General features: G+C 71.3%; 32 protein-coding genes and 5 tRNA genes. 24 read left to right on the forward strand and 13 right to left on the reverse strand.

Annotated elements, in window-relative coordinates:
* The first annotated feature begins 6 nt into the window (after window positions 1-6).
* Window positions 7-1,008, forward strand: coding sequence for a polyprenyl synthetase family protein (locus tag RM445_RS03395; RefSeq protein WP_397469215.1), 1,002 nt, complete (start codon window positions 7-9; stop codon window positions 1,006-1,008).
* The gene (gene rarD / locus RM445_RS03400; protein ID WP_311554494.1) at window positions 1,005-1,925 is read left to right on the forward strand and encodes an EamA family transporter RarD; all 921 of its coding nucleotides are present in this window, start codon (window positions 1,005-1,007) and stop codon (window positions 1,923-1,925) included. The genes RM445_RS03395 and rarD overlap by 4 nt, the downstream gene beginning before the upstream one ends.
* A gap of 75 nt (window positions 1,926-2,000) precedes the next feature.
* Here the strand turns inward: rarD and RM445_RS03405 are convergent, their stop codons facing one another.
* On the reverse strand, window positions 2,001-3,137 hold the full coding sequence (locus tag RM445_RS03405; protein WP_311554495.1) for a 2-oxoacid:ferredoxin oxidoreductase subunit beta: 1,137 nt from the start codon (window positions 3,135-3,137) through the stop codon (window positions 2,001-2,003).
* Complete coding sequence (locus RM445_RS03410) at window positions 3,134-5,059, reverse strand: 2-oxoacid:acceptor oxidoreductase subunit alpha (protein ID WP_311554496.1); 1,926 nt, start codon at window positions 5,057-5,059, stop codon at window positions 3,134-3,136. The genes RM445_RS03405 and RM445_RS03410 overlap by 4 nt, the downstream gene beginning before the upstream one ends.
* A gap of 194 nt (window positions 5,060-5,253) precedes the next feature.
* Between RM445_RS03410 and htpX the strand changes: the two genes are divergently transcribed.
* Complete coding sequence (gene htpX, locus RM445_RS03415; protein WP_311554497.1) at window positions 5,254-6,123, forward strand: zinc metalloprotease HtpX; 870 nt, start codon at window positions 5,254-5,256, stop codon at window positions 6,121-6,123.
* 172 nt (window positions 6,124-6,295) lie between these two features.
* On the opposite strand, the gene RM445_RS03420 is transcribed toward htpX, so the two are convergent.
* On the reverse strand, window positions 6,296-6,787 hold the full coding sequence (locus RM445_RS03420; RefSeq protein WP_311554498.1) for a YajQ family cyclic di-GMP-binding protein: 492 nt from the start codon (window positions 6,785-6,787) through the stop codon (window positions 6,296-6,298).
* A 77-nt stretch (window positions 6,788-6,864) separates the two neighbouring features.
* Here RM445_RS03420 and RM445_RS03425 point away from each other — a divergent pair.
* Window positions 6,865-6,948: transfer RNA gene (locus RM445_RS03425), tRNA-Tyr, on the forward strand.
* Between the two features lie 538 nt (window positions 6,949-7,486).
* On the opposite strand, the gene RM445_RS03430 is transcribed toward RM445_RS03425, so the two are convergent.
* Window positions 7,487-7,729 (reverse strand): ANTAR domain-containing protein, encoded by a 243-nt coding sequence (locus RM445_RS03430; RefSeq protein WP_311554499.1) that lies wholly within the window; start codon window positions 7,727-7,729, stop codon window positions 7,487-7,489.
* A complete protein-coding gene (locus RM445_RS03435) occupies window positions 7,726-8,121 on the reverse strand; it encodes an STAS domain-containing protein (RefSeq protein ID WP_311554500.1) in 396 nt (131 codons plus the stop codon). Before RM445_RS03435 ends, RM445_RS03430 begins: the two co-directional genes overlap by 4 nt.
* Window positions 8,122-8,344: 223 nt before the next feature.
* Here RM445_RS03435 and RM445_RS03440 point away from each other — a divergent pair, with 223 nt between their 5' ends.
* The 4 genes from RM445_RS03440 (at window position 8,345) to RM445_RS03455 (ending at window position 11,308) form a co-directional block, all read left to right on the forward strand.
* On the forward strand, window positions 8,345-9,127 hold the full coding sequence (locus tag RM445_RS03440; protein WP_311554501.1) for a GAF and ANTAR domain-containing protein: 783 nt from the start codon (window positions 8,345-8,347) through the stop codon (window positions 9,125-9,127).
* 144 nt (window positions 9,128-9,271) lie between these two features.
* Window positions 9,272-10,180, forward strand: a complete 909-nt coding sequence (locus RM445_RS03445; RefSeq protein ID WP_311554502.1) for a SigB/SigF/SigG family RNA polymerase sigma factor — start codon at window positions 9,272-9,274, stop codon at window positions 10,178-10,180.
* 492 nt (window positions 10,181-10,672) lie between these two features.
* A tRNA-Cys gene (locus RM445_RS03450) sits at window positions 10,673-10,745 on the forward strand.
* Window positions 10,746-11,080: 335 nt separating this feature from the next.
* Entirely contained in the window at window positions 11,081-11,308 is a 228-nt protein-coding gene (locus RM445_RS03455; RefSeq protein ID WP_311554503.1) for a hypothetical protein, read from the forward strand.
* A 45-nt stretch (window positions 11,309-11,353) separates the two neighbouring features.
* On the opposite strand, the gene RM445_RS03460 is transcribed toward RM445_RS03455, so the two are convergent.
* From RM445_RS03460 to RM445_RS03475, 4 genes are read right to left on the reverse strand one after another with little or no spacing between them, the layout of a single operon-like run.
* Complete coding sequence (locus RM445_RS03460; RefSeq protein WP_311554504.1) at window positions 11,354-11,863, reverse strand: GNAT family N-acetyltransferase; 510 nt, start codon at window positions 11,861-11,863, stop codon at window positions 11,354-11,356.
* Window positions 11,860-13,527, reverse strand: coding sequence for an FAD-binding dehydrogenase (locus tag RM445_RS03465; RefSeq protein WP_311554505.1), 1,668 nt, complete (start codon window positions 13,525-13,527; stop codon window positions 11,860-11,862). The genes RM445_RS03460 and RM445_RS03465 overlap by 4 nt, the downstream gene beginning before the upstream one ends.
* Before the next feature lie 10 nt (window positions 13,528-13,537).
* Window positions 13,538-13,915, reverse strand: a complete 378-nt coding sequence (locus RM445_RS03470) for a hypothetical protein (RefSeq protein ID WP_311554506.1) — start codon at window positions 13,913-13,915, stop codon at window positions 13,538-13,540.
* Window positions 13,905-14,588 carry a hypothetical protein gene (locus RM445_RS03475; protein ID WP_311554507.1) on the reverse strand — a complete coding sequence of 228 codons (684 nt, stop codon included), beginning with the start codon at window positions 14,586-14,588 and terminating at the stop codon, window positions 13,905-13,907. Before RM445_RS03475 ends, RM445_RS03470 begins: the two co-directional genes overlap by 11 nt.
* Window positions 14,589-14,877: 289 nt before the next feature.
* On the opposite strand from RM445_RS03475, the gene RM445_RS03480 reads away from it, so the two are divergent.
* The 4 genes from RM445_RS03480 to RM445_RS03495 are packed head-to-tail and all read left to right on the forward strand — an operon-like array spanning window position 14,878 to window position 17,298.
* Window positions 14,878-15,249, forward strand: coding sequence for a putative collagen-binding domain-containing protein (locus RM445_RS03480; RefSeq protein WP_311554508.1), 372 nt, complete (start codon window positions 14,878-14,880; stop codon window positions 15,247-15,249).
* Between the two features lie 33 nt (window positions 15,250-15,282).
* Complete coding sequence (locus RM445_RS03485) at window positions 15,283-15,666, forward strand: nuclear transport factor 2 family protein (RefSeq protein ID WP_311554509.1); 384 nt, start codon at window positions 15,283-15,285, stop codon at window positions 15,664-15,666.
* A 10-nt stretch (window positions 15,667-15,676) separates the two neighbouring features.
* Window positions 15,677-16,906: a serine hydrolase domain-containing protein gene (locus tag RM445_RS03490; protein WP_311554510.1), complete on the forward strand. Its 1,230-nt coding sequence runs from the start codon at window positions 15,677-15,679 to the stop codon at window positions 16,904-16,906.
* A complete protein-coding gene (locus RM445_RS03495; RefSeq protein ID WP_311554511.1) occupies window positions 16,906-17,298 on the forward strand; it encodes a phage holin family protein in 393 nt (130 codons plus the stop codon). The genes RM445_RS03490 and RM445_RS03495 overlap by 1 nt, the downstream gene beginning before the upstream one ends.
* A 5-nt stretch (window positions 17,299-17,303) precedes the next feature.
* Here the strand turns inward: RM445_RS03495 and tenA are convergent, their stop codons facing one another.
* On the reverse strand, window positions 17,304-17,996 hold the full coding sequence (gene tenA / locus RM445_RS03500; protein WP_311554512.1) for a thiaminase II: 693 nt from the start codon (window positions 17,994-17,996) through the stop codon (window positions 17,304-17,306).
* 197 nt (window positions 17,997-18,193) lie between these two features.
* On the opposite strand from tenA, the gene RM445_RS03505 reads away from it, so the two are divergent.
* Window positions 18,194-18,409 (forward strand): hypothetical protein, encoded by a 216-nt coding sequence (locus RM445_RS03505; RefSeq protein WP_311554513.1) that lies wholly within the window; start codon window positions 18,194-18,196, stop codon window positions 18,407-18,409.
* Between the two features lie 13 nt (window positions 18,410-18,422).
* Here the strand turns inward: RM445_RS03505 and RM445_RS03510 are convergent, their stop codons facing one another.
* Window positions 18,423-18,740 carry a hypothetical protein gene (locus RM445_RS03510; protein ID WP_311554514.1) on the reverse strand — a complete coding sequence of 106 codons (318 nt, stop codon included), beginning with the start codon at window positions 18,738-18,740 and terminating at the stop codon, window positions 18,423-18,425.
* 178 nt (window positions 18,741-18,918) lie between these two features.
* Between RM445_RS03510 and rpsR the strand changes: the two genes are divergently transcribed.
* The 6 genes from rpsR to RM445_RS03540 all read left to right on the forward strand — a co-directional run bounded on the left by rpsR (window position 18,919) and on the right by RM445_RS03540 (window position 20,538).
* Window positions 18,919-19,158 (forward strand): 30S ribosomal protein S18, encoded by a 240-nt coding sequence (gene rpsR / locus RM445_RS03515; protein ID WP_311554515.1) that lies wholly within the window; start codon window positions 18,919-18,921, stop codon window positions 19,156-19,158.
* A 101-nt stretch (window positions 19,159-19,259) separates the two neighbouring features.
* Window positions 19,260-19,332: transfer RNA gene (locus RM445_RS03520), tRNA-Thr, on the forward strand.
* A gap of 40 nt (window positions 19,333-19,372) precedes the next feature.
* A tRNA-Met gene (locus tag RM445_RS03525) sits at window positions 19,373-19,448 on the forward strand.
* Window positions 19,449-19,487: 39 nt separating this feature from the next.
* Window positions 19,488-19,655: a 50S ribosomal protein L33 gene (gene rpmG, locus RM445_RS03530; RefSeq protein ID WP_311554516.1), complete on the forward strand. Its 168-nt coding sequence runs from the start codon at window positions 19,488-19,490 to the stop codon at window positions 19,653-19,655.
* Window positions 19,652-20,101, forward strand: coding sequence for an FAS1-like dehydratase domain-containing protein (locus tag RM445_RS03535; RefSeq protein ID WP_311554517.1), 450 nt, complete (start codon window positions 19,652-19,654; stop codon window positions 20,099-20,101). The genes rpmG and RM445_RS03535 overlap by 4 nt, the downstream gene beginning before the upstream one ends.
* Before the next feature lie 59 nt (window positions 20,102-20,160).
* Complete coding sequence (locus RM445_RS03540; RefSeq protein ID WP_311554905.1) at window positions 20,161-20,538, forward strand: MaoC/PaaZ C-terminal domain-containing protein; 378 nt, start codon at window positions 20,161-20,163, stop codon at window positions 20,536-20,538.
* Between the two features lie 83 nt (window positions 20,539-20,621).
* Here the strand turns inward: RM445_RS03540 and RM445_RS03545 are convergent, their stop codons facing one another.
* Window positions 20,622-21,863 carry a pyridoxal phosphate-dependent aminotransferase gene (locus RM445_RS03545; RefSeq protein ID WP_311554518.1) on the reverse strand — a complete coding sequence of 414 codons (1,242 nt, stop codon included), beginning with the start codon at window positions 21,861-21,863 and terminating at the stop codon, window positions 20,622-20,624.
* Window positions 21,864-22,024: 161 nt separating this feature from the next.
* Between RM445_RS03545 and RM445_RS03550 the strand changes: the two genes are divergently transcribed.
* The 5 genes from RM445_RS03550 (at window position 22,025) to rplA (ending at window position 24,732) form a co-directional block, all read left to right on the forward strand.
* A tRNA-Trp gene (locus RM445_RS03550) sits at window positions 22,025-22,097 on the forward strand.
* 63 nt (window positions 22,098-22,160) lie between these two features.
* Window positions 22,161-22,502: a preprotein translocase subunit SecE gene (secE, locus tag RM445_RS03555; RefSeq protein WP_311554906.1), complete on the forward strand. Its 342-nt coding sequence runs from the start codon at window positions 22,161-22,163 to the stop codon at window positions 22,500-22,502.
* Window positions 22,503-22,550: 48 nt separating this feature from the next.
* Window positions 22,551-23,432: a transcription termination/antitermination protein NusG gene (gene nusG / locus RM445_RS03560; protein ID WP_311554519.1), complete on the forward strand. Its 882-nt coding sequence runs from the start codon at window positions 22,551-22,553 to the stop codon at window positions 23,430-23,432.
* A 54-nt stretch (window positions 23,433-23,486) separates the two neighbouring features.
* Window positions 23,487-23,921 (forward strand): 50S ribosomal protein L11, encoded by a 435-nt coding sequence (rplK, locus tag RM445_RS03565; RefSeq protein WP_311554520.1) that lies wholly within the window; start codon window positions 23,487-23,489, stop codon window positions 23,919-23,921.
* Between the two features lie 88 nt (window positions 23,922-24,009).
* A complete protein-coding gene (rplA, locus tag RM445_RS03570; protein ID WP_311554521.1) occupies window positions 24,010-24,732 on the forward strand; it encodes a 50S ribosomal protein L1 in 723 nt (240 codons plus the stop codon).
* Between the two features lie 193 nt (window positions 24,733-24,925).
* Here the strand turns inward: rplA and RM445_RS03575 are convergent, their stop codons facing one another.
* On the reverse strand, window positions 24,926-26,029 hold the full coding sequence (locus tag RM445_RS03575; protein WP_311554907.1) for a CaiB/BaiF CoA transferase family protein: 1,104 nt from the start codon (window positions 26,027-26,029) through the stop codon (window positions 24,926-24,928).
* Window positions 26,030-26,058 lie beyond the last annotated feature (29 nt).

Consider the following 26,058-nt stretch of genomic DNA (forward strand, 5'->3'; position numbering starts at 1 on the left):
AGAGCCGTGGCAACCAACGCGATCGCAGGAGTCGAGCTCGGCGACCCGGACCTCACGGCGACGACGAATGCGGGGCTGGACCGCGTCGAGGAGCTCCTGCACCGCGAGGTGACCAGCGGCTACCAGTTCGTCACCGAGACCTCCCTGCACCTCATCGACGCGGGCGGAAAGCGCTTCCGCCCGCTGTTCACCCTTCTCGGCGCGCAGATGGGTCCCCGCCCGGACGCGGACGAGGTAGTCACGGCGGCCACGGTCGTCGAACTGATCCACCTCGCGACGCTGTACCACGACGACGTCATGGACTCCGCGACGATGCGCCGCGGGGCACCGAGCGCGAACTCGCGCTGGGACAACACCGTCGCGATCCTGACCGGCGACTTCCTGTTCGCCCACGCCTCCCGGCTGGTGGCGGACCTCGGCCCGGCGGCGGTGCGGATCATCGCCGAGACGTTCGCGGAGCTGGTCACCGGCCAGATGCGCGAAACCCGTGGCCCGCGGCCGGACGAAGACCCCGTGGAGCACTACCTCACCGTGATCGCGGAGAAGACCGGTTCGCTGATCGCGACCGCCGGGCGCTACGGCGGCATGTTCTCGGGCTGCACCCCGGGGCAGATCGAGTCGCTGCACCGCTTCGGCTCGGCGATCGGCTTCGCGTTCCAGATCAGCGACGACATCATCGACATCACCTCGCCGTCGGCGAGCTCGGGCAAGACCCCGGGAACGGACCTGCGCGAGGGCGTGCTCACCCTGCCGATGCTCTACGCCCTGCAGGACACCGGCGCCGCCGCCGACCGGCTCCGGGTGCTCCTGGCCCGTCCGATCACGGACGACGGCGAGGTGGACGAGGCCCTGGAGCTCCTGCGCGCCGGTCCCGGCGTGACCCGCGCCCAGGACGTGCTCGCCGAGTACGCCTCGGCGGCCCGCACGGAGCTGGCCCAGCTCCCCGACGGCCCCGCGGGCAAGGCTCTGGCGTCCCTGACCACGTACGTCGTCGCCCGCACGGCGTGACCGGGCCGCCGGACACGGACCGTCGCGGTATCGCGCTCGGAGTCGCCGCCTACCTGCTCTGGGGTGTGTTCCCCGCGTTCTTCCACCTGCTCGGGGCGGCGGCGCCGACAGAGATCCTCGCGCACCGGGTGCTGTGGACGCTCGTGCTCATGGCCGTGATCCTGAGCGTCGTCCGCGGTTGGGGAGCGCTGCGATCGCTCCCGCCGCGGGTCTGGGCGATGGTCACTGCAGCGGCGGCCCTGATCGCCGTCAACTGGGGCCTGTTCATCTACTCCACGGCCGTCGGCCACGTCGTGGAGGTCGCCCTCGGCTACTACATCGGCCCGCTCGTCAGCGTGCTCATCGGCGTGGTGGTTCTGCGCGAGCGGCTGCGCCTGCTGCAGTGGGTCGCTGTCGGGATCGCGACGGTGGCCGTGCTGGTGATCGCGGTCGGCGACCACCGGGTGCCGTGGCTCGGGCTCGGGCTTGCCGTCAGCTTCGCCACGTACGGCCTGATCAAGAAAACCGTCCCGCTACCCGCGACGGCCAGCCTGACGGCCGAGGGCGTCGTGCTGGCGCCCCTCGCTGCCGCCTACCTCGTGTTCCTGCAGTTGGCCGGCACGGCCACGTTGACCGGGCACGGGGCAGGGCACGTCGCGCTCCTGGTGCTGACCGGCCCGGTGACGGCGGTGCCGCTCCTGCTCTTCGGGGCGGCGGCGCGGCGCATCCCGCTCACGACCCTGGGCACGCTGCAGTACCTGGCGCCCACCCTGCAGTTCCTGCTGGGCGTCGTCGTGTACGGCGAGGTGATGCCCGCCGAGCGGTGGGTCGGGTTCGGCCTCGTGTGGGTCGCGCTGGTGGTCTTCACCGTCGACCTGGTGCGCTCCCGTCCCCGACGCGTGGCCGAGGAGGTCGTCGGCGCGGCCGAGTGCCGGTAGCTCGGCGGGTCGGCACATTCGGGCTGCCGAACGTGCCGACTCGCGCTGACGAACTCGCGGACTCGCGGGTCGGCCTCAGCCGACGACGGTCCAGGTGTCGCGGCCGTTCAGCATCGCCTGCAGGTTCGCCCCGCCCTTCGACTGCGCCCTGTCGCGGGCCTCCTGCAGCTGGGCGCGGGCGGCGTCGTCGTAGGTCGTGCGGTCGACGTTGCGGAAGATCCCCGTCACGGTGTGGGTCAGGTCCTGGTCCGACAGCCGGGAGAGCGCGAACGCCAGCTCGTGGTCCGCGGCGTCGTGCACCACGATCTGGGTGGCGTCGACCTCGTCCGCCTTGGCCACGCGGAGCTTGAAGCCCTCCTGGACCACCGCGTACGTGCCCAGTCCGTCAGGATCGCTCGGGCCGCCCGCCGGGCCGAACCGGATCGGCTCGCCGTGGGTCAGCGGGATCACCCGAGAGGCGGCCTCGTCACCCTTGCGGAGCACGTCGAAGCTGCCGTCGTTGAAGATCGGGCAGTCCTGGAAGATCTCGACGAGCGCGGTGCCGCGGTGCTCGGCGGCGGCCTGCAGGACCGCCGTCAGGCTCTTGCGGTCGGAGTCCAGCGCGCGGCCGACGAACGTCGCCTCGGCGCCCAGCGCCACCGAGATCGGGTTGAACGGGTGGTCGACCGACCCCATCGGGGTCGACTTGGTGACCTTTCCCTCCTCAGACGTGGGGGAGTACTGGCCCTTGGTCAACCCGTAGATCCGGTTGTTGAACAGCAGGATCTTGATGTTGACGTTGCGGCGCAGCGCGTGGATCAGGTGGTTGCCGCCGATCGAGAGCGCGTCGCCGTCGCCCGTGACGACCCACACCGACAGGTCCGGCCGCGACACGGCCAGCCCGGTGGCGATCGCGGGCGCCCGCCCGTGGATCGAGTGCATCCCGTAGGTGTCGAGGTAGTACGGGAACCGCGAGCTGCAGCCGATGCCGGAGACGAACACGGTGTTCTCACGCCGGATCTTCAGCGTCGGCAGGAACGAGCGCACGGCGGCCAGCACGGCGTAGTCGCCGCAGCCGGGGCACCAGCGGACCTCCTGGTCGCTCGTGAAGTCCTTGGCGGTCTGCTTGGCCTCCGTCGTGGGGACGCCGTGGAGGCCGCCGATCGTCGGGAGCCCCAGGTCGATACCCGAGCCGATCGTCTGGGCAGTGGAGCCGTTGTGCAGGGCGGTCATGCGATCACTCCGGTGGCACTGTTCTGGGTGGCACTGTTCTGGGTGGCACTGTTCTGGGCGAGGTGGTCGAGGAAGACGTTCTGCAGCTCTTCGGCGCCGAACGGGAGACCGGCGACCTTCGTGTAGCTCAGCACGTCGACGAGGTATTCGCCGCGCAGCAGCAGGGCGAGCTGGCCCAGGTTCATCTCGGGGACCAGCACCCGCCGGTAGCGGCGCAGCACGTCGCCGAGGTTGGCCGGCATCGGGCTGAGGTGACGCAGGTGCGCCGTGGCGATCGAGTGGCCGAGCTTGCGCACCCGGCGGGCACCTGCGCCGATCGGCCCGTAGGTCGACCCCCAGCCGAGCACCAGCAGGTCGGCTGGATCGTCAGGGCCGGTCGGGTCGTCGACCTCCACGTCCGGGACGGGGATGCCGGCGATCTTCGCCGCTCGCAGCCGGACCATCCGGTCGTGGTTGTCGGGGTCGTAGGAGATCGATCCGCGGCCGTCCGCCTTCTCGAGACCGCCGATGCGGTGCTCGAGCCCCGGCGTGCCCGGCACGGCCCAGGGCCGTGCGAGCGTGTCGTCGTCGCGCAGGTAGGGCCAGAACTCCGCGCCGTCCGGCGAGTTCGGGGCGGTGGCGAACCCGGGGTCGGTGTGCGGCAGCGAGGCGATGTCCGGCACCCGCCACGGCTCCGAGCCGTTGGCCACCGAGCCATCGGAGAGCACGATCACCGGTGTCCGGTATTTCACCGCGATCTGCGCGGCCTCAAGCGCGGTGCCGAAGCAGTCGCCGGGCGAACGCGGCGCGAGGATCGGCAGCGGCGCCTCGCCGTTGCGGCCGAACATCGCCTGCAGCAGGTCGGCCTGCTCGGTCTTGGTGGGCAGGCCGGTCGACGGACCACCGCGCTGTACGTCGATCACCAGCAGCGGCAGCTCGAGCGCCACCGCCAGGCCGATCGTCTCGCTCTTGAGCGAGACACCGGGCCCGGACGTCGTCGTCACGCCCAGCGCGCCGCCGAACGACGCACCCAGCGCGGCGCCCACGCCGGCGATCTCGTCCTCGGCCTGGAAGGTCGTCACGCCGAAGGACTTGTGCTTGCTCAGCTCGTGCAGGATGTCCGACGCGGGCGTGATCGGGTACGAGCCGAGGAACACGGGCAGGCCGGTGACGTGTCCGGCCGCCACGATCCCATAGGCCAGCGCGGTGTTGCCGGTGATCTGCCGGTACGTGCCCGCCGGCAGCGGGGCCGGAGCGACCTCGTAGGTCACGGCGAACGACTCGGTGGTCTCGCCGTAGGCGTGGCCCGCCTTGAACGCCAGCACGTTCGCCTCGGCGAGGTCGGGCCGCTTCGCGAACTTCTCCCGCAGGAACCGCTCCGTGCCCTCGGTGGGCCGGTGGTACATCCACGACAGCAGACCCAGGGCGAACATGTTCTTCGCCCGCTCGGCGTCCTTCTTGCTCAGGCCGGTCTCCTCCAGCGCGCCACGGGTCAGGGTCGCCATCGCAACCTCATGCACCGTGTAGCGCTCGAGCGAGCCGTCGTCGAGCGGCGAGACCGTGTAGCCGACCTTGGTCAGGTTCCGCTTGGTGAACTCGTCCGTGTTGACGATCAGCATCCCGCCCGCGGGCAGGTCGGCGACGTTGGCCTTCAAGGCTGCGGGGTTCATCGCCACGAGCACGTCCGGACGGTCGCCGGGGGTGAGGATGTCGTAGTTCGCGAAGTGCAGCTGGAACGACGAGACGCCCGGCAGCGTCCCGGCAGGGGCTCGGATCTCCGCGGGGAAGTTCGGCAGCGTCGACAGGTCGTTGCCGAACGACGCGGTCTCGGAGGTGAACCGGTCGCCGGTCAGCTGCATGCCGTCCCCGGAGTCGCCCGCGAACCGGATGACGACCCGGTCCCGGGAGACGACCTCGCGTGCGGTGGTGTCGGAAGACGTCATGTGAGAGCCGGTCCCAGGGTCGTTGCGGGTGGACGCATTCGAGGTTAACTCCTCATTTATCGACGCTCTGGTCTGCCCTGCGGAGGTCACACCCCGCTGTACCCCTGGAACACCGTCACGCCGTCGTTCGTTCCATTGAGCGGGGAGGCCCACCACCAGGAACCGAGGGCCCGGTCCCCGGAAGGACGACATCCGTGCACCGCCACCTGAACGGGCTCAAGACGGCCCTGTTGCTCGGCGCCATGAGCGCGCTGGTCCTGCTGGTCGGTTCACTGTTCGGCCGCGGCGGCGTGCTGATCGCGTTCGTCGTCGCGCTCGCCATGAACGGATACGCCTGGTTCAACTCGGACAAGATCGCGCTGCGGGCCATGCACGCGCGCCCGGTCTCCGAACCCGAGGCGCCCGGCCTCTACCGGATCGTTCGAGAGCTGGCCCGCTCCGCCCGCCAGCCCATGCCGCGGCTCTACATCAGCCCGACGGACGCGCCGAACGCGTTCGCGACCGGCCGCGACCCGCGGCACGCCGCCGTCTGCGCCACCACGGGCCTGCTCGAGCTCCTCGACGAGCGCGAGCTGCGCGCCGTCCTCGGCCACGAGCTCAGCCACGTCTACAACCGCGACATCCTCATCTCGTCGGTCGCCGGCGCGCTGGCCGCCATGATCGGCTTCCTGGCGAACATGGCGATGTTCGCCGGTCTGTTCGGCGGCTCGGACAGCGAGCGGCCCAACCCGATCGCCGCACTGCTGATCGCCCTCCTCGGCCCGGTCGCGGCCGGCGTCGTGCAGATGGCGGTGAGCCGGTCGCGGGAGTACCAGGCCGACGCGAGCGGTGCCGCTCTGACGGGCGACCCCCTGGCGCTGGCGTCGGCGCTGCGCAAGCTGGAACGCGGTACTCAGCTCGCTCCGCTGCCGCCGGAACCGCGGCTCGCGTCGCAGAGCCACCTGATGATCGCGAACCCGTTCCGGGCAGGCGAACAGTTCTCGCGCATGTTCTCCACACACCCGCCCATCGAGGACCGCGTTGCCCGGCTCGAGGCGATGGCCCGGGATCGCCACCGCCGCTGACGCCGACGGCGCGGCCGCCGGATGGCATATGCACCGACCCGCGGCGGCGGGGTCAGCCGCGGGCCGGTGCTGACCAGCGGCTTTCCCGCCCCTGCGCCGCTCAACCACGGCTTCCGCTCACCGGAACGGCCCAACCGGTCACGAAAGGTGAATGGTCCCCGTTCGGTCGGGGCTACCGGTAGTTCACGAACTGCAGCGCGATCCCGAAGTCGCGCCCCTTGAGCAGGGCGATGACGGCCTGCAGGTCGTCCTTCTTCTTGCCCGACACCCGCAGCTGGTCGCCCTGGATCTGCGCCTGGACGCCCTTGAGCTTCTCGTCGCGGATGACCTTGCTGATCTCCTTGGCCTTGTCCGCGGCGATCCCCTGAAGGATCTTGCCGCGCACCTTGTAGGTCCGCCCGGACACGGCGGGCTCATCGGCCTCGAACGCCTTCAGCGAGATGTTCCGCTTGATCAGCTTCTCCTTGAAGACCTCGACGGCGGCCTTCGCCCGCTCCTCGGTCTCCGACTCGACGCTGATCGCCTCCTCGCCCGTCCAGGCGATCGAGGTGCCCGTGCCGCGGAAGTCGAACCGCTGCGACAGCTCCTTGGCCGCCTGGTTGAGGGCGTTGTCGACCTCTTGCCTGTCGACCTTGCTCACCACGTCGAACGACGGGTCGGCCATGGGTTCCTCCTCCACCAGGCCCCTGCGTGGCCCGGCTTCTCGCTGTCGTATGCTCTCGTCCGCGCCAAGGCGCACCCGGCGGGTTGCCCGAGCGGCCAATGGGAGCGGACTGTAAATCCGTCGCGAAAGCTACAGAGGTTCGAATCCTCTACCCGCCACCACCTCGACGAACGGCCCCTGACCAGCGCGAACATGGTCAGGGGCCGTTCTCGTGCTGTCCGGTCGTGTCCGGCTGGTGACGCCCGTCCACGGGTATCCACGGACGCATCACGGACGCGATCATGAGCGCTCTTGCCGCAGCGCCTCCGCCGCACACGCCGGCGCACGGCGTCCTCCTGACCGGCGATGCACGTGGCGTAGACCCGCAACAGGAGGTCGACGCTGTGCCCGGCCGCGGGCGCCGCGGAACAGCCGGCCGTCAGGGGAAGTGCCGTGCTCGCTCCGGTGCGCGTGCAACGGGGCGGTCAACTCCGGCGGGCACGGCACGATGCGAACGTCGTCGACGGCGCGGTGCTTGAGCCGGCGGGGCTCACGGCGGGTGCCGTTCCGGCTCCACGCCTTGCCCGCCGCGGGCGCCGTCGCACTCGAAGCTCGGCGCAAGGCCCACAGCGCTGCCGCCGCGGCCATCCAGGCCCGTGTCGAGCAATGCATCATCGACCACGAGACGCGAATCAACCTCGCACAAATGGCCTCAGAACATCACCAGCGGATCGAATCGCTGGCACCAGATGGCGATGTCACCTCGCGAGGAGGGCAGGGCCTGGTCAGCGGAGTCGCGTTCGGCAGAACGCGGCGGGAAACCTGGCCTAGGAGCAGCCTGTATCTGCGGGCGTAGCGGCGAAGGCGATCGAACGCGTTGTCCATGGTCAGCTGGCCGTACTGACCGAGGACGCCCTTGGCCTGTTCGACGACGCGGCTATGTCGGCGTTGCTGAGCGGTCATGCGTGAGTTCGGGCCGCGGTGAGCGACCGTGGCCGTGGGCACGGTGGGATCGGGGTAGTGACCAGGTGGACGGCGTCGTCCACCGTGTCGGCCAGCATCATGGTGTCGTCGAGCCCGGCGATGACGAGGACCCGCCGAACGAGTCGTGGGGCGGCGGCGAGCGCGAGGCGGGCGTCCGCGCGGGTGAGTCGGTCGCGCAGGTCGACCAACTCGGTCAGGCCGGCGGCCGAGAGCAGTTGCACCCCGGACAGATCCAGGACGGTGCTGCGGTCGGGGACCGACAGCAGATGACGGCGCAGGGACGGGGCCGATGCGATGTCGATGTCACCGGTCACGGTGATCAGTGTCGGCGGAGCCTGGGGGCTGAAGGTCCGGACCAGCAGTGCGGACATGTCTCACCTCGGCCACTTCTCGGGCATGGATCGGAAGTGGCCGCGCTGCGGGACCGACAGTGACGGTACGGCAGATGCCCAGGCCCCGCCAACGCCGCAGGTGTGCGACCCTGGAGAGGTTGGAGGCACTCCGCGCCCGTCAGGCCCTGTGGCGAGCCGTCTTTGATTCGCCATGATTCGCAGCCGGTTCCCCGGGAGCCCGCTGCCAGATGGGCCGTGCTCCATGCTTGATCAGATTACCTCCGGCAGCAAGTCCGGATCCGAGCCGGACGCTGCGGCGCTCGAGTTGACCGAGGCGGGCTCGGCGGCCGCCGAGTTGCTGCAGTTGTTGTTGGCGACCGAGGACATCACCGACTTCCTCGACGAGCTGGCCACCTTGACCACGAAGGTGCTGCCGGGCGAGCTGTCCTGCGGGATCACCATGCGCCGCGGACGCGGCGCGACGACGATGGCCAGCAGCGACACCCGCGCCTGCCAGGTCGACGAGATCCAGTACAGCCACGACGAGGGCCCCTGCTTGCACGCCCTTGCCACCGGGCAGGTGACTGTGGTCGACGACCTCGCCTCCGACGACCGATGGGGCGGCTACCAGATGCCGGCCCTGGGCCACGGAGTCCGCTCGTCGTTGTCACTGCCCCTGCACACCGATAGCGAAGTGGTCGGGGCGCTGAACATCTACGCCACCCGACCGGGGACATTCGGACCGCCGGAGCAGGTCGTCGGCGGGCGGTTCGCCGAGGAGGCATCCCGAGCGCTCACCTTGGCTGTGCGGTTGGCCGAGCGCAGCGAGATGTCGGCGCACCTGCAGGCCGCGTTGGCCTCCCGCGCGGTGATCGACCAAGCCCTCGGGATCGTCATGGGGCAGAACCGCTGCACCGCCGACGAGGCGTTCGAGGTGCTGCGCACCGCCTCACAGAACCGCAACGTGAAGCTCCGCGACATCGCCGCCGAGATGGTCATCGCCCTCAGCGGACACCGTCCCACCGACAAGCCCCGCTTCTCCTGACCCACCGACCAGCCATGCTGCGGATTCGTCGTCGGGTCTGCCCCACGGCAACCGACCGGCGGATGGCGGAGCGAGGCATGTCCGCGTAGCGTATGAAGCGGTCCAGCAGTGCGGCCACTCGATGACGTAAGTCCGAGGAGGCCCATGTCCGCGCCGACGGTTCACGCCACGACCGCGACCGATCCCAGGACCGTTTTCTCACCCGTCGGCGCCGCCGGTGTCGCCCTGCCGGGGGCGGCTCCCGTGCCTGCGCAGGCAGATCCCGGGCAGCGGCCCGGGTACCGCAACGGGTACGAGCACCTGGCTCCGCTGTTCGCCGAGCATGCCGCACTGCCCGAGGGGCACCCGCACCGCGAACGGCTGCGCACCGAGCTGATCGCCGGGTACCTGCCCGTTGCCCGGAATGTCGCGCGCAGGTACGGGCGCCGGGGCGAGCCGGCCCAGGATGTGGAGCAGGTTGCGTCGGTGGGGTTGGTCCTGGCTGTGGACCGCTTCGACCCCGGGCGCGAGGTCGACTTCCTGTCCTTCGCCATCCCCACGATCAACGGGGAGGTGCTGCGCTACTTCCGCGATCGGGTCCACACGATTCGCACGCCCCGTCGTCTGCGTGAGTTGCAGTCACGGATCCACGACGCCGCCGCGGAACTCTCTCAGCGACACGGGCGCGCTCCCCGGCCGAGCGAGCTCGCCCGACACCTCAAGCTGGACATCGAGACGATCCTCGAAGCGCTGGCGGCCCACGATGTGGCCCACACGGCATCCTTGGACGAGCCGGGATGGCGTGACGAGGGCGGGGCCTCGAGGGACGGGGGTCGGTTCGCCGCCGCCCTCGGGCAGACCGAGCCGGAGTTCGACCTGGTCGAGCACCGCGAGGATCTCGCACCGCTGCTCGCGGCGCTGCCCGAGCGCGAACGAAAGATTTTGTTGCTGCGGTTCTTCGGCGGACTCACCCAGACCGAGATCGCCGCCCAGGTCGGGCTCTCCCAGATGCACATCTCGCGCCTGCTCACCCGCACCCTGACCCGCTTGCGCCACCAACTGGCCACGGACTGACCCACCGACGGGCTGAGCCGAAGGCTGCGGGCAGCGCCGACGCCGTCGCCTCGGCGCCAACGGCGCACGACCTGCTCGGCGGTCATGGATTGCCGGGCACGCCGGGTGGGGGGAGCGGTGCAGCGTGGCCCGCTCCTCCCACCACTACGCCACCGTGCCGCTGTCGTCATCGTCATCGTCATCGTCATCGTCATCGTCATGCTCGATCCGGATACCCGGGTCTCGTCGTGGCAGGCGGCTGCCGGGTGATCCCCGGGTGTGAGCGGCACCGGGCGGCCAGCGCGTGTCGCGGCAGGTGCTCTGTGAGGCATCACTGCCCGGACCGTGGGTAAGTACAACGGGGGTCGGTGACGTTCCCGGGTACGTCACCGGTCAAGGCCGCGGTGGTCCAGAAAGCGGCCGCCGCGGCCGGCCCCGACCTTCGCCATCGCGACAGGAACACTCGTGCGGACTATGCACGGACGCAGAGGAGAGGTGCGCAGCGGCACCGCAGGTCAAGGCCGGGTTGACAGTGGACTGCAAATCCGTCGCGAAAGCTGCAGAGGTTCGAATCCTCTACCCGCCACGACCTCGACGAACGGCCCTCCACCAGCGGAAACGCGGGGGAGGGCCGTTCTCGTGCGGCGGGGAGGACCGGCCCCGGATGCGAGGGGGCGTCACCGGGACCGGCCCCGCACCGAGATCGTCTTCTTGTCTCCGACCGTTACATGGTCGAGAGATCACGTCCGGCTTGCCCGGTTCGCCCGAGATAGCAGGTCACGGGTGGTTGAAGGATCACGATCGTGGGGTGGATGCGCCCCGCCGGACGAGGCACGGGTGAACGACACGGGTCGCGGGGTACGGAGTGCTGAAGCACCCGGTGCCGCACGTGCACCTGGATCCCTACCGACGGAGGTGGACATGGCCGTGGAGATCAACCTCGACTCCCTGCTCGACAAGGAGTTCGAGAACAGCTCACTCGCCGAGCTGCTCAGCGCTCCGGTCAGCGCACTGGCCGGCGTCAGCGACGGCGACGCCGAGCACCTCAAGGCCGCTTTCAACATCAAGACCATCGGCGATCTCGGGAAGAACAAGTACTTCCGGGCGGCCACGCTGATCAGCCAGCTGCACGACGCGGGCGCCAAGTAGGTCGGGCGACGGGAGGCCACGTCGCACGACGTGGCCTCCCCGCCGTCAGACCAGGTCGTCGAAAGGCGCCGCGTAGCGGAACGTGCCGGTCGACGACCGGCCACCGGCCACGAGCACCTGGAAGTACCGGCCCCACCCCGGGTCCGGAGGAGTGATCCCGACGTCGGTCGCCGTCACGAACCCGAACCGCCCGTAGTACGCGGGCTCGCCGAGCAGTCCGACGATCGTCTCATCGCGCGCTTGGGCCGCACCCAACAGCGCGTACATGAGTGCGCAGCCCACGCCCCGGCCCTGTACCGCGGGCAGGACGCCGAGCGGCCCCACACCGAGCGCCGGCACGTCGCCGACCCGTGCCCGTGTCGCGACAACGTGCCCGACCAGCTCCCCGTCGCGCACCGCGACCAGCGACAGGTGGGGCAGCCAGGCGGCGTCGGCGCGCAGCGCATCGACCAGTCCCGCCTCGACGGGCTCACCACCGCCGAACGCCGCGCGGTGGACGTCGCGGATCGATCCCACGTCGCCCGGCGCTTCCCGCCGCACCGTCAGGACCGTCACCGCACCTCCAGTGCTGCCGCGCGCCCGGCCCGGCGGCCGGAGAAGAGGCAGCCGCCCAGGAACGTGCCCTCCAGGGCCCGGTAACCGTGCACCCCGCCCCCGCCGAAGCCGGCCACCTCGCCGGCCGCGTACAACCCGTCGATCGGAGCGCCGGACGCGTCGAGCACCCGCGACGACAGGTCCGTCTGGAGCCCGCCGAGCGTCTTGCGGGTCAGCACGTGGAGACGGACGGCAACCAGCGGCCCGGCCGCCGGATCGAGGATGCGGTGCGGCGCCGCGGTGCGGAGCAGGCGGTCCCCGCGGTGCCTCCGTGCGTTGTGGCCCGCCATCACCTGCAGGTCTTTCGTGAAGGGGTTCGCCATCTCGCGGTCCCGGGCGACGATCTGCCGCTCGATCTCGGCGAGGTCGAGCAGCGGCTCGTCGGTCAGCGCGTTCATGCCGGCGACGAGCTCGGGCAGGGTGTCGGCGACGACGAAGTCCGCGCCGTGGTCGAGGAACGCGCGTACCGGTGCGGCCGGGCCGGGACGGAGCCGTGCGGCCACCGCGCGCAGGCTCCGGCCGGTGAGGTCCGGGTTCTGCTCGGACCCGGACAGCGCGAACTCCTTCTCGAGGATCTTCATGGTGAGGACGAACCACGAGTGGTCGTGGCCGGTCGCGCGCAGCGCGGCGAGGGTTCCGAGCGTGTCGAAGCCCGGGAAGTTCGGCGCGGGCAACCGTCGGCCGCGGGCGTCGAACCACAGGGCCGACGGCCCGGGCAGGATCCGGATGCCGTGCCGGGCCCAGATCGGGTCCCAGTTCTCGATGCCCTCTGTGTAGTGCCACATGCGGTCGCGGTTCACCAGCCGGCCGCCGGTCTTCTCTGTGATCGCGAGCATGCGCCCGTCGACGTGAGCGGGTACGCCGGAGATCATCCGGCCGGGCGGGGTGCCCAACCGGTCGGGCCAGAACTCCCGGACGAGGTCGTGGTCCGCCCCGATGCCTCCGGACGTGACGATCACGGCCTGGGCTCGGAGGGTGAAGGTGCCGACCGGCTCCCGAGAGCTCGCCCGGCCACGGGCGGCGTCACTCGGTGCCAGTACCGTTCCCGCGACACCGTCGACCGCGCCCGCGGAAGTGGTGAGGCCGTCGACGCGATGCCGGAACCGCAGCTCGACGCGCCCCTCGGCGACGGCCGTGCGGACCGTGCGCACGAACGGCTCGAGCAGCCCGGGGCCGGTGCCCCAGACGACGTGGAACCGGGGCACCGAGTTGCCGTGCCCGTCGGCGAGGTGCCCACCGCGCTCTGCCCAGCCGACCACCGAGAAGAACCGGACACCCAGCCCGTGCAGCCACGCGCGCTTCTCGCCGCAGGCGAAGTCGACGTAGGCGGTGGCCCACTGGCGCGCCCAGTGGTCCTCGCCGGTGGGGTCGTCGACGCCGCGGTCGAACCCCGCACTGCCCAGCCAGTCCTGCAGCGCGAGGTCGAACGAGTCGCGGATGCCCGTCCGGCGCTGTTCGGGCGAGTCGACGAGGAACAGCCCGCCGAAGGCCCAGTACGCCTGGCCGCCCAGCGACGCCTCGGGCTCCTGGTCCACGACGACGACGCGGCGCCCGGCCTCGGCGAGCTCGGCGGTGGCGACCAGCCCCGCGAGCCCGGCCCCGACCACCACGACGTCGGCGTCCACGCCGGCGACGCTACTCGCAGCCGACGCCCGGCTCTCCGCCTCCGTCGAGGCGGTATATGTCCTTACCGATGATCCGTACAGGTCCCTCGACGTACGCCGGACCGTTGCCGCTGCCGCCTCGGCAGTCGACGTCGCTGGCGATCGGCACGCACCCGCTGCCGAGCGCGGACGCGACCACCAGCACCCCGACGACCGCGCCGACGACCCCGAGCAGCCGCCGCGATCGGCGCCGGGTGGCCGGGGGGCGCGGCACGCCGTACGGCGTCGGCGGACGTGTGCGCTGACGCGGCACGGCGTGCGTGACCACGCTCGTCGGGACCGCCAGTGGCTCGTCGACCGGCCGCCTCGTGGCCGTCGGCTCCGCGGGAAGGCGCAGCTCACCCGTCATCAGAACGAAGTACGACCGTCAGAGCCTCGGCCTGCGCGGTGCCGCTGTGCTGCTGCACCGTGAACGCGAGCAGCAGCAGGGCCGCGATGCCGATGCTCGCCCACAGGATGCGGCGCCGCTGGCAGGGGGTGAGCCGGGGCGGAGTGTCCTCGGCCTGGCCGAACTGGGCGGGCGGGCGGGCCGGCAGCGGCGGACGCCGGACCGGGGCGGACGTCGCGACACGTGCCGTCCCCGCGGTCATGTGCGGCCGCGGACCGGTCGTCGGCCGCGGGGGACAGGTCCGGCGCGACGCCGTGGGGGTGCCGGGTACCGCTGCGAGCAGCTTGGTCGTCCGGGCGATGGGCAGGGGCGTCGAGCAGGGGGAGTCGCGAGGTGCGCACGTGGCCGACGATCCGAGCTGCAGCGTGAGCGTCACGGTCTCGCCGGTACGGGTCACCCGGGCCGGGCACGTGCCCACGTGTCCCCGGCCGGCCAGCCGGGTCAGCACGGGCCCGTAGGCCACGGCGTCCGCAGCGGTCAGCCGGCCCACCCGCCGTGGCCGGCCCGGGCCCAGCGCCTCCACCGTCACGGCCGCGCCCGCCGGCCGCAGGGCGACGCGCAGCGGCCCGGGTGGCAGCGGTGTCGTCACGACGGCCTCGACCCGGCCGTCAGTGGACAGGGGGACGAGCTGCATGCGGCACTCCGGTGGGCCCAGCGGGGACTGACATGATCGTTCTCGCGTTGCGCACGACCTTCATTACGGCGCATACCCGAATCGCGGTACGGCGCGGGATCTCGCCGGCCCGTCATCTCCCCTGATTCCGTGACGTCGCCGCACCACCTGATCGGGTGCGGAGTGGCCGACTGCCCGACCGCCAGCTGCGGGTAACCCTCGTACTGATCCGTCCGACCGAGGCTGTTGCGCCGGAAGGAGTACGACGATGCAGGTGCGACCACCGTGGCCGTCTGCCGGGGGTGCCGTCATGGCTGCGGTGCTCGGCCTGGCCGTGCTCCCGTCGCTGATCCCTCCGGGTCTCACCGCCGGGCATCCGGCCCGGCCTGCCGTCGATGCCGTCGTCGGCAGGGCGACGGCATCGGGGGAGCTCCTGCTCGTCCGGCACGCCGGCACGGCGTCGGTCACCGTCGACACGACCGCGCTGACCGGCCCGGACGTGCGGGGCTGGTGGGTCGACGGAGTCAGCGGCGAGACGGTCGACGTCGGGTCGGTGAAGCGGGGACGGGCCGTCACGCTCCACCCTCCGGACGTCGGCGACGGGGCCGCACACGACTGGACGCTCGTGCTCGTCGACGCGACCCGCGGGATCCTGCCGCCCGCAGGACGTGTCCACCGGTGAAGAGGCGAGGGTCCCGGCGCTACTCTCCGCGCCATGCTCGACGTGATCGAGGCGTGGCACACCGCGGTGAACGCCGGTGACGCCCCCGCTGCGGGTGCGCTGTGTACCGACGACGTTCAGGTCGGCGGCCCCCGCGGCGCCGGTCGGGGTCGCGGGCTGCTGGTCGGCTGGGTGGGGCACGCGGCCGTCCGGCTGCAGCCGCTGCGGTGGTTCTGCGGCGACGAGGGGGCGGTCGTCGAGCAGGACGCGCGCTGGGTCGACGGGGGCACCGGCGATCTCACGGCGCCCGTCCGGGTCGCGACGGCGTTCGGGGTCGCGGACGGCCGCATCTCCCGGGTGCTGCGCCACACCGACCTCGACGGCGCGCTGGCTGCCGCCGGTCTCACGACGAACGACGAGGTCACCGCGCGCCGGTAGGGTCGGCCGCGTGGCCCTGATCAAGGTGGACGCGGAACCTGCGGAGGTCGGTTTCGACCCCGGCCGGCTCGCGCGGATCGATCGGCACTTCCGCCGGTACGTCGACGACGGCCTGCTCGCGGGCTGGACGGTCGCGGTCAGCCGGCGTGGGCGGGTCGCGCACCTGTCCCACCACGGGCTGCGCGACCTCGACGCCGGGCTGCCCGTCTCCGACGACACGATCTGGCGCATCTACTCGATGACCAAGCCGATCACGTCGGTCGCGGCGATGATGCTCTACGAGCAGGGCGCGCTGGAGCTGACCGATCCGGTGGCGCGCTTCATCCCGTCGTTCGCCGACGCCCGCGTCTACAACGCCGGTCCGGCGCTGAACCCGTCGACGGTCCCGGTCACCGAGCCCGTGCGGGTCTGGCACCTGCTCACCCACACCTCCGGGCTGACCTACGGCTTCCACCACGCCCATCCCGTCGACGAGATGTACCGCCTGCGCGGCTTCGAGTACTCGGTCCCGCCCGGCGTCGACCTCGCCGGGGCGTGCGACCTGCTCGCCGACATACCGCTGCTGTTCCAGCCCGGCACCGAGTGGAACTACGGCGTCTCGACCGACGTGCTCGGTCGCGTCGTCGAGGTCGCCTCGGGCCAGCCGTTCGAGACCTTCCTCGCCGAGCAGGTCCTCGGCCCGCTGGGCATGGACGAGACGGCGTGGTCGGTCGCGGAGGACGACCTCGACCGGCTCGCCACGCTCTACATGCGGGGGTCGGACGGCAGGCTCGTGGCGAACGGCCTCGGCGAGGACGCCACGCGGCCGCCGCTGCTGCACGCCGGAGGCGCGGGGCTGGTCTCGACGGCCGGCGACTACCACCGGTTCACCCAGATGCTGCTGCGCGGCGGCGAGCTCGACGGTGTCCGGCTGCTCGGCCCGCGCACCGTCGCCTTCATGACCCGCAACCACCTGCCGGGTGGCGCGGACCTCGAGCAGATCGGGCGCCCCATCTTCGCCGAGTCGGCGTTCCGCGGCGTCGGCTTCGGGCTGGGCTTCTCCACGGTCGTGGACGTGGCGGCGGGGAAGGTGCTCACCAGCCCGGGGGAGTACGCCTGGGGCGGGATGGCCAGCACGGCTTTCTACGTCGACCCGGTCGAGGAGGTCACCGCGATGTTCTTCACCCAGTTCCTGCCGTCGAGCACCTACCCGATCCGCTCGCGCCTGCGCGCGTTGGTCGCCCAGGCGGTGGTGAGCTGATGAGGCTCACGTTCGCGATCGTCCGGATCGCGGTCGTCGCCGTGGCGCTGTGGGTGGCGACCAAGGTCGTCCCCGGGATCGGGATCAGCGGCAGCAGCACGGGATTGCTGATCGCCGAGCTCGTCGGCGTCGCCGCGATCTTCGTGGTCGTCGAGGAGATCCTCAAGCCGGTCATCAAGACCCTGGGCTGCCTGCTCTACGCCCTCACCCTCGGGCTGATCGGGCTGGTGGTCAACGCCCTGCTGCTCCTCCTCGTCGGGTGGCTCGCGGAGCGCCTCGGCCTGCCGTTCGTCGTCGACGGGTTCTGGGCGGCGTTCTGGGGCGCGATCGTGGTCGCGGTCGTGTCGGCCGTGCTGCACCTGCTGATCCCGAACCGCCTCGACGCCCGCTGACGGCGTCAGACGGGCCACGTCTCGCGCCGCCACGCGGCGTCCCAGAACATCCACTCGTAGCGCGAGGTGACGGTCACGTGCTCGCGCATCAGCGCCAGTTCGCGTGGCGACGCCGCGGCGCCGACCCGGTCGGTCACGTCCAGCACCGCATCGACGACGGCCTGGAACTCCTCGCCGCCGTACGTCGCGATCCACCGGGCGTAGAGCGGATCCGGTGAGCCCCGGTCGAGCAGTTCCTCGCCGACCCGGGCGTAGATCCAGTAGCAGGGGAGCACGGCCGCGACGGCCTCGGCGAACGAGCCGGCGTGCGCGGTCGCGAGGAGGTAGCTGATGTAGGCGCGCGTCGTGGGGGCGACCGGCGCCGCGGCTGCGGCCTCGGGGGTCAGGCCGAGGTCGGCCAGCAGGTCCGCGTGCAGGCTCTGCTCCGCGGCGATCGCCCCGCCCGCGTGGGCGCCGAACATCACGGTGTCGCGCGGTTCCTCGGCCCGGGCTCCGCACAGGGCCAGCGCGCGGGCGTAGCCGCGGAGGTAGTGGGCGTCCTGGACGATGTAGTGGCGGAAGGCCTCGCGCGGCAGCGTGCCGTCGGTCAGCCCGGCGACGAACGGATGGCGCAGGATCGCCGCGTAGATGTCGTCCATGTCCGACCAGAGCAGGTCCCGCGTCCGGCTCGACGGCGCAGTGCGTTCGACGGCGGTCACGGACGGGACGGTAGCGGCGACCGCGCCGCGACGGGCGGCGCCGTGACCGGATACCTACGGCATGTGTTCGTAGAGTGAGATTCCCGTCACTCTGCGGACATGTGCCAGGCATACTCCCGTCACTATGGGGTTCTCTCGGGTGGCGACTCAGCGCTGAGAGCGCGCCGAACCGCACCGGCCTGTCGGAGGTGAACGGGATGACCCCCGTACCCATGGATCACCACGAGAAGATGCGACTGCGCGCCGCCGCGTTCCGCGTCACCCGGCTCTACCCCGGCCCGGTCGGCGAGCTCCTGTCACGGGAGCTGCTGACCTGGGAGGAGTTCGGTTACCGCCTCGGGGGCAGCCAGCTCGTCATGCGGCTGGTGGACGACGTCCTCAAGGCTCCGCTCGCCCAAGGCGAAGTGGCGTGACCCTCACACCGGTCTAGCGGCCCGTCGTCGCGGCTCCTGTCGGCATCGGTTCGCCGTCGACGGCGCCGAGCGCCGTCGCCGTCACCACCAGTAGGGCGGCGAGGGTGACGGCCGTGCCCAGCCTGGCGACCACGTCGACCGCTGATCCCAGCGGCGAGCGGGCCCTGAGCACGAGGCGTTGCGCGTTGCGCGGTGTCCCGACGAGGTGATCGTCCGGGAGGCACGGCGCGATCCGCATCGTCCGGGCGTCGGCCGACACCCGCAAGAGCGGATCGACCGGTCGGACGGACGGGACGTACTGCGGGCGCGACGAGGGCGTCGGCGCGGACATGGGGACCACCGAGTGCTCGGACGGGCGGGGAGCGGGCACCGGACGGAGCCGGCTCCGGTACGCCTCGATGATCGTTCCCGGAGCGCTCGACGTTAGCGCCGTTCGCCGACCGTCGCAGGTCCGTATCGGCACGGGGTAGGCTGGCACGAAACCAAGTCAGTCCGAGGAGTGTCGAGCTGTGCCACCGCCCCCCCGCCGGACCCCGAAGCGCAAGGTCAATCCGCTGCACGCCAAGCGGATCGCCGACGTCGACTGGAAGGACGTCACGCTGCTGCGGACGTTCATCTCCGACCGCGGCAAGATCCGTGCGCGCCGGGTCACCGGCCTGACTCCCCAGCAGCAGCGGCAGGTCGCCACGGCGATCCGCAACGCGCGGGAGATGGCCCTGTTGCCGTACCCGCGTGCAGGCCGCGGCTGACGCCGAACACGCCACCCCGCGTCGGCCCCGTTTCAGGGCCGGTCGCGAGGTTGTGTAGCATCGTCCACGCCCGTTGGGAGCGCTACCCGCCGGGCCGTGCCGCCCCTTTAGCTCAGTCGGCAGAGCGTCTCCATGGTAAGGAGAAGGTCTACGGTTCGATTCCGTAAAGGGGCTCTAGTGAGTCGGGTCGCGTTCAGTCGGGCCGTTCTCGCGAAGCGGTGTAGCTCAGTCGGTAGAGCAAGCGGCTCATAATCGCTGTGTCGCCGGTTCAAGTCCGGCCACCGCTACCAGGCTGACCAGTTCCGAAAAGCAAGCAGGAGGCACCCGCGATGGCGAAGGCCACCGACGTCCGGCCGAAGATCACGCTGGCGTGCGAGGTGTGTAAGCACCGCAACTACATCACCAAGAAGAACCGGCGGAACGACCCCGACCGGCTCACGATCAAGAAGTACTGCTCGAACTGCAACCTGCATCGCGAACACCGCGAGACCAGGTGATTGCGGAGTACGTCGGCCGAGCGCTGCCGTCGTCCCGGCCCTACGTGGTCGGACGCGAGAAGGTCCGGGAGTTCGCCCTCGCCGTCGGCGAGGGCGCTCTTGTGTGTACAGACCTCGACGCCGCGCGGGCCGCGGGTCACCCGGACCTCGTCGCCCCGCCCACCTTCGCGGCCACCTTCACGATCCCGGCCATGGAGGCCTTCCTCCGCGACCCGGCCGTCGGCTGGGACTACAGCCGGATGGTGCACGGTGATCAGTCGTTCACCATGCACCGGCCGCTGTACGCCGGCGACGAGGTGGTCATCACCTTGCACGTCGACGACCTGCGCAGCCGCGGTGGAAGCCTCTTCCTCACGCTGCGGTTCGAGGTGGCGGACACCGCGGGCGAGCCCGTGCTGACGGGACTCGCGCTGTTCGTCACCGTCGTGCCCGTGGAGCCGTCGTGACCACCGCCGGCCCCGTGGACGCCGCTCCCGGCGACATCCTGCCGCCCCTCGTGGTGCGGATGACGCGTCTGGATCTGGTGAAGTACGCGGGCGCGTCGGGCGACTTCAACCCGATCCACTGGAGCGAGCGCATCGCGGTGGGTGTGGGGCTGCCGAACGTGATCGCGCACGGGATGCTGACGATGGCGCTGGCCGGACGACTGGTGACGGCCTGGATCGGCGACCCGGCGGCCGTGGTCGGCTACTCGGCCCGCTTCACGCGGCCCGTCGTCGTCCCGGACGACGACGAGGGCGTCGAGCTGGAGCTCACCGGCACCGTCAAGGCCGTCGACGACGAGGGCGACAGCGCCCGGATCGCCACGGTCGCGATCACCGCCGCCGTGGCGGGCAAGACGGTGCTGGGTCGCGCCGTCGCACGGGTCCGCCTCCCCGTCTGACCTCACACCCCACGACGAACGACAGCGGCGTCCGCCGGGTCTGCCCCGGCGGACGCCGCTGTCGTGTGACGCGGGAAGTGCCGCTACTTCGCCTCGGCGAGCAGTGCACCCATCCGCTCGACGCCCGTGCGCAGGTCGTCGTCGGCCAGGGCGTAGGACAGGCGCAGGAAGCCCGGTGTCCCGAACGCCTCGCCCGGCACCACGGCCACCTCGGCGTGCTCCAGGATCGCAGCGGCCAGCCCGACGGTGTCGTCGATGCGTGAGCCGCGCAGCTCCTTGCCGATCAGCTCCTGGACGGCGGGATAGGCGTAGAACGCGCCGCGGGGGGTCGGGCACCGGACACCCGGGATCGCCGAGAGCAGGTCGACAATGCTGCGCCGGCGCCGGTCGAACGCCGCGCGCATCTCCGCGACGGCGTCCAACGGCCCGGAGACGGCCTCGAGCGCGGCGCGCTGGGCGACGTTGCAGACGTTCGAGCTGAGGTGGCTCTGCAGGTTCGTCGCCGCCTTGATGACGTCCGCGGGGCCGGCCATCCAGCCGACCCGCCAGCCGGTCATGGCGTAGGTCTTCGCGACGCCGTTGAGCACGACGCACGTCTCGGCGAGCTCCGGCACGGCCACCGGCATCGAGACGGCCTCGGCGCCGTCGTACACGAGGTGCTCGTAGATCTCGTCGGTGATGACCCAGATGCCGTGCTCGACGGCCCAGCGTCCCACCGCCTCGGTCTGCTCCCGGGAGGCGACCGAGCCGGTCGGGTTCGACGGCGAGCACCACAGCAGCGCCTTCGTGCGCGGCGTGCGGGCGGCCTCGAGCTGCTCGACCGACGGCAGGTAGTCCGCCTCCGGCCCGGTCACGACCACGACCGGGACACCGCCCGCCAGCGTGATCGCCTCGGGGTAGGTGGTCCAGTACGGCGCGGGCAGGATCACCTCGTCGCCGGGGTCGACCAGAGTTGCGAAGGCCTGGTAGACGGCCTGCTTGCCCCCGTTGGTGATGAGCACCTGGCCTGCGGTGACCTCGAGGCCGCTGTCGCGCTTCGTCTTCTCGGCCACCGCCGCGCGCAGTTCGGGCAGCCCGGCGGCCGGGGTGTAGCGGTGGTTCTTCGGGTCCGCGCACGCGGCCTGTGCGGCGGCGACGATCGGGGCGGGCGTCGGGAAGTCGGGCTCGCCGGCGCCGAAGCCGATCACGGGGCGACCGGCCGCCTTGAGCGCCTTGGCCTTGGCGTCGACGGCCAGCGTCGCCGACTCGGCGATTCCGCCGATCCGTGCGGAGATCCGGTGCCGGACGTGCTGTTCTGTCACGGAGGGGGGTGCTGCGGTGCCCATGACGGCATCCTCCCCCAACGGGTGGCGGCGGTTCGTCGTGGGGCGGCGCCGGACCCGGGAACCGGCCCCGGAAAGTGGCGCTGTGCGGTGCCGTACACTTTCCTGTGGCACGTGGGCCCCAGGTCCACGGACGCGCGCCCGACGGGCGCCGGAGCCGGCCAAGGGGTGTAGCTCAATTGGCAGAGCAGCGGTCTCCAAAACCGCAGGTTGCAGGTTCAAGTCCTGTCGCCCCTGCATCGGACGAGCGCGGTAGGTAGGCATCAGCAGCAGCACGGCAGCGTGGACGAGGGGATCGGCGTGAGCGAGGAGCGCGAGGCGGAACCGGGGCGGGAGCGCCCACGGACCGCCGCGGACCGCCGGGCCCGGCGGTCGGACGCGACACCTGCAGCCGGGTCGACGCGCGCCCGCGGTACCGCCGTCCGTGAGAGCGGTCGGCAGGGCAAGGGCTCGCTGCCGGCACGGTTCGTCCGCTTCCTGCGTGAGGTCGTCGCCGAGCTGCGCAAGGTCATCTGGCCGACGCGCAACCAGCTGGTGACGTACACGATCGTCGTGCTGGTCTTCGTGTCGTTCATGGTCGCGCTGGTCTCACTGCTGGACTACCTGTTCGGGCGGGGCGTGCTGTTCCTGTTCGGTACCTGACGGCCCCCGACCGACCGACCCCGCGACGAGTGCAAACGAGGAATTGACGTGACGACCCAGGACGGCGGCCTCCGGCCCGCCGACATCGAGACCGACGACACCGACGCGGCGACCGCGTCCGAGCAGGACGTCGACGTCGAGGTGGCGTACGGGGCGGACGTGGCGTCACACTCCTACACCGGCTCGGACGACGACCCGGCGGCCGCGGACGACGTGGTCACCGAGGAGTCCGCCACCGAGGAGTCCGCCACCGAGGAGTCCGCCACCGAGGAGTCCGTCGCCGACGAGCCGGCGGAGCCCGTGGAGACCGACCCCGCCGAGGAGATGCGTGCCGCACTGCGCCGCGCCCCTGGCGACTGGTACGTCGTGCACTCCTACGCCGGCTACGAGAACAAGGTGAAGACCAACCTCGAGACCCGGGTGCAGACCCTGGACGTCGAAGACTTCATCTTCCAGGTCGAGGTGCCGACCGAAGAGGTCACCGAGATCAAGAACGGCCAGCGCAAGCAGGTGCAGCGCAAGGTCCTGCCCGGCTACATCCTGGTCAGGATGGAGCTCAACGACCAGTCGTGGGGCGCCGTGCGCAACACCCCGGGGGTCACCGGCTTCGTCGGTGCCACCTCGAAGCCGTCCGCGCTGACGATCGACGAGGTCGTGAAGTTCCTGCTGCCTCGCACCGAGGCCGCCAAGCCGGCCGGGTCGGGCCGCTCGGGCGCCGCCGCCGGAGGCTCCGCCGGTTCGGGCAAGCCCACGGTCGAGGTCGACTTCGAGGTCGGCGAGTCGGTCACCGTCATGGACGGCCCGTTCGCGACGCTGCCGGCGACGATCAGCGAGGTCAACGTCGACGCGCAGAAGGTCAAGGTCCTGGTCTCGATCTTCGGCCGGGAGACCCCGGTCGAGCTCGCGTTCTCCCAGGTCTCCAAAATCTGACATTCCGACCGCGGCAGGCAGGTTCGCGGCGAACACACCACGAGGAATCACGAGATGCCCCCCAAGAAGCGGAAACTCTCCGCGATCGTCAAGCTCCAGATCAAGGCCGGGGCAGCGACCCCGGCACCGCCGGTCGGCCCCGCGCTCGGCCAGCACGGCGTGAACATCATGGAGTTCTGCAAGGCCTACAACGCTGCGACCGAGTCGCAGCGCGGCGACATCGTGCCGGTCGAGATCTCGGTGTACGAGGACCGGTCGTTCACCTTCGCGCTCAAGACCCCCCCGGCTGCGCGCCTGCTGCTCAAGGCTGCGGGCGTCGACAAGGGCAGTGGCGAGCCGCACCGCACCAAGGTCGCCTCGGTGACCATGGATCAGGTGCGTCAGATCGCCCAGACCAAGATGGCCGACCTGAACGCGAACGACATCGACCAGGCCGCCAAGATCATCGCCGGTACCGCCCGGTCCATGGGAATCACGGTCACGGGCTGATTCGTTCCACCCCGTGTACCACCCCGAACGCGTGGAAGAGCCGGGCGCGGCTCGCACCACGACCTGACCTGAATCACAGAGGACAGCCATGAAGCGCAGCAAGAACTACCGCAAGAACGCAGACCTGGTCGACCGCACGCAGCTCTACAGCCCGCTCCAGGCCGCGAACCTGGCGAAGGAGACCGGCTCGACCTCGAAGATGGACCCCACCGTCGAGGTCGCGATGCGGCTGGGTGTCGACCCGCGCAAGGCGGACCAGATGGTCCGCGGCACCGTGAACCTGCCTCACGGCACCGGCAAGACCGCGCGCGTGATCGTCTTCGCGACCGGCGACAAGGCTGCTGAGGCCGAGAACGCCGGCGCGGACGTCGTCGGCGCGGAAGACCTGATCGAGCGCATCCAGGGCGGGTGGCTGGACTTCGACGCCGCCATCGCCACCCCGGACCAGATGGCCAAGGTCGGGCGCATCGCCCGGATCCTCGGCCCGCGCGGCCTGATGCCGAACCCGAAGACTGGCACGGTCACCCCGAACGTCACCAAGGCCGTCCAGGACATCAAGGGCGGGAAGATCAACTTCCGGGTGGACAAGCAGGCCAACCTGCACTTCGTCATCGGCAAGGCGTCGTTCCCCACCGAGAAGCTGGTGGAGAACTACGGCGCGGCGCTCGACGAGATCCTGCGGGCCAAGCCGTCGGCCGCGAAGGGCCGCTACCTGAAGAAGGTCACGGTCTCGACGACGACGGGCCCGGGCATCCCCGTCGACCCGAACCGCACCCGCAACCTGCTGGTGGACGAGAACCCGCCCGCCTGATCGGACGCTCCGACCGCACCCCGTCGCCCTCTGGGCGGCGGGGTGTCGTCGTTCTGCGGGGGCGCAGCGGGTGCCGGGAGCGGGTGCCCGGAGTGCAGCATGGTGGCTTTGCTGCACTCGCACCGCAGCAAAGCCACCATGCTGCGAACCCCCGGACCGCGGTTCGTGCGCCGGCATCCCCGGCCGTAGTCGGTCAGCGCACCCAGTCCGCCAACACCGTCTCCACGTCCTCCGCTTCCGCCAGCGGCCCGGGCAGCGTCGCGGGCGTGCGCGAGAACCGCGGTGCAGGAGCGGCCTGCAGCACGCCGTCCTGCGCGACGACCGTGCCCCGCGCCTTCACATGCGGATGGTCGGCGACCTCCCCGAGCGCCAGCACCGGCGTCACGCACGCCTCGGTGCCGTCGAAGGCGGCCACCCACTCGTCGCGCGTGCGGGTCGCGAAGGCTGCGGTGAACCGCTCCCGGAGCACCGGATGGCCCGCGACGTCGTCCTGGGCGGGCAACGTCGACGGGTCGAGGCCGAGCCCGTCGAGCAGTTGGGCGTAGAACCGCGGCTCCAGCGGGCCGACGGCGACGTGCCTGCCGTCCGCGCACGTATACGTGTCGTAGTACGGCGTGCCGCCGTCGAGCAGGTTGGCCTCCCGGGCATCCGTCCACCGGTCCTGGCCGTACAGCGCCCACGTCATCTGCATGAGCAGGCTCGCGCCGTCGACCATCGCCGCGTCGACGACCTGCCCGCGGCCCGAGGAGCGGGCCTCCAGCAGCGCCGCGAGCACGCCGACGAGCAGCAGCATCGAGCCGCCGCCGAAGTCGCCGACGAGGTTCACCGGCAGCACGGGCCGGTCGTCCGCCCGGCCGATCGCGTGCAGGGCCCCGGTCAGCGAGATGTAGTTGATGTCGTGCCCGGCCTGCTGCGCCATCGGGCCGTCCTGCCCCCACCCCGTCATCCGGCCATAGACCAGCCGGGGGTTGCGGGCGTGGCAGTCGGCCGGCCCGACCCCGAGACGTTCGGCCACTCCCGGCCGGTAGCCTTCGATCAGCACGTCCGCGTGGTCGACCAGGCGCAACACCGCCTCCCGCCCGGCGGGTTCCTTGAGGTCGGCCGCGACCCGGCGACGTCCTCGCAGGGTGGGGTCGGGCCGGTCTGGGTCGCCGAGTTGCAGCGCGCCGGACGGCCGGTCCACGCGCACGACGTCCGCGCCGAGGTCGGCGAGCACCATCGCCGCGTGCGGCCCGGGCCCGATGCCGGCCAGCTCCACGACCCGCAGCCCGCGCAGCGGCCCCGCCCCTGTTCCCATCACGATCAACGTCCTCCGGTGTTCGGGAT

It is taken from the genome of Pseudonocardia charpentierae (assembly GCF_031845345.1).
In the GTDB taxonomy this organism is placed as follows: domain Bacteria; phylum Actinomycetota; class Actinomycetes; order Mycobacteriales; family Pseudonocardiaceae; genus Pseudonocardia; species Pseudonocardia charpentierae.

Excerpts from the sequence above, each read along its gene's own strand:
- RM445_RS03405 (WP_311554495.1), bottom strand. The coding sequence starts at position 3,137 with ATGACCGCCCTGCACAACGGCTCCACTGCCCAGACGATCGGCTCGGGT.
- RM445_RS03410 (WP_311554496.1), bottom strand. The coding sequence starts at position 5,059 with ATGACGTCTTCCGACACCACCGCACGCGAGGTCGTCTCCCGGGACCGG.
- RM445_RS03420 (WP_311554498.1), bottom strand. The coding sequence starts at position 6,787 with ATGGCCGACCCGTCGTTCGACGTGGTGAGCAAGGTCGACAGGCAAGAG.
- RM445_RS03430 (WP_311554499.1), bottom strand. The coding sequence starts at position 7,729 with ATGACCGCTCAGCAACGCCGACATAGCCGCGTCGTCGAACAGGCCAAG.
- RM445_RS03435 (WP_311554500.1), bottom strand. The coding sequence starts at position 8,121 with ATGTCCGCACTGCTGGTCCGGACCTTCAGCCCCCAGGCTCCGCCGACA.
- RM445_RS03440 (WP_311554501.1), top strand. The coding sequence starts at position 8,345 with ATGCTTGATCAGATTACCTCCGGCAGCAAGTCCGGATCCGAGCCGGAC.
- RM445_RS03445 (WP_311554502.1), top strand. The coding sequence starts at position 9,272 with ATGTCCGCGCCGACGGTTCACGCCACGACCGCGACCGATCCCAGGACC.
- RM445_RS03455 (WP_311554503.1), top strand. The coding sequence starts at position 11,081 with ATGGCCGTGGAGATCAACCTCGACTCCCTGCTCGACAAGGAGTTCGAG.
- RM445_RS03470 (WP_311554506.1), bottom strand. The coding sequence starts at position 13,915 with ATGACGGGTGAGCTGCGCCTTCCCGCGGAGCCGACGGCCACGAGGCGG.
- RM445_RS03475 (WP_311554507.1), bottom strand. The coding sequence starts at position 14,588 with ATGCAGCTCGTCCCCCTGTCCACTGACGGCCGGGTCGAGGCCGTCGTG.
- RM445_RS03480 (WP_311554508.1), top strand. The coding sequence starts at position 14,878 with ATGGCTGCGGTGCTCGGCCTGGCCGTGCTCCCGTCGCTGATCCCTCCG.
- RM445_RS03485 (WP_311554509.1), top strand. The coding sequence starts at position 15,283 with ATGCTCGACGTGATCGAGGCGTGGCACACCGCGGTGAACGCCGGTGAC.
- RM445_RS03495 (WP_311554511.1), top strand. The coding sequence starts at position 16,906 with ATGAGGCTCACGTTCGCGATCGTCCGGATCGCGGTCGTCGCCGTGGCG.
- RM445_RS03505 (WP_311554513.1), top strand. The coding sequence starts at position 18,194 with ATGACCCCCGTACCCATGGATCACCACGAGAAGATGCGACTGCGCGCC.
- RM445_RS03510 (WP_311554514.1), bottom strand. The coding sequence starts at position 18,740 with ATGTCCGCGCCGACGCCCTCGTCGCGCCCGCAGTACGTCCCGTCCGTC.
- rpmG (WP_311554516.1), top strand. The coding sequence starts at position 19,488 with ATGGCGAAGGCCACCGACGTCCGGCCGAAGATCACGCTGGCGTGCGAG.
- RM445_RS03540 (WP_311554905.1), top strand. The coding sequence starts at position 20,161 with ATGACGCGTCTGGATCTGGTGAAGTACGCGGGCGCGTCGGGCGACTTC.
- RM445_RS03545 (WP_311554518.1), bottom strand. The coding sequence starts at position 21,863 with ATGGGCACCGCAGCACCCCCCTCCGTGACAGAACAGCACGTCCGGCAC.
- rplK (WP_311554520.1), top strand. The coding sequence starts at position 23,487 with ATGCCCCCCAAGAAGCGGAAACTCTCCGCGATCGTCAAGCTCCAGATC.
- rplA (WP_311554521.1), top strand. The coding sequence starts at position 24,010 with ATGAAGCGCAGCAAGAACTACCGCAAGAACGCAGACCTGGTCGACCGC.
- RM445_RS03575 (WP_311554907.1), bottom strand. The coding sequence starts at position 26,029 with ATGGGAACAGGGGCGGGGCCGCTGCGCGGGCTGCGGGTCGTGGAGCTG.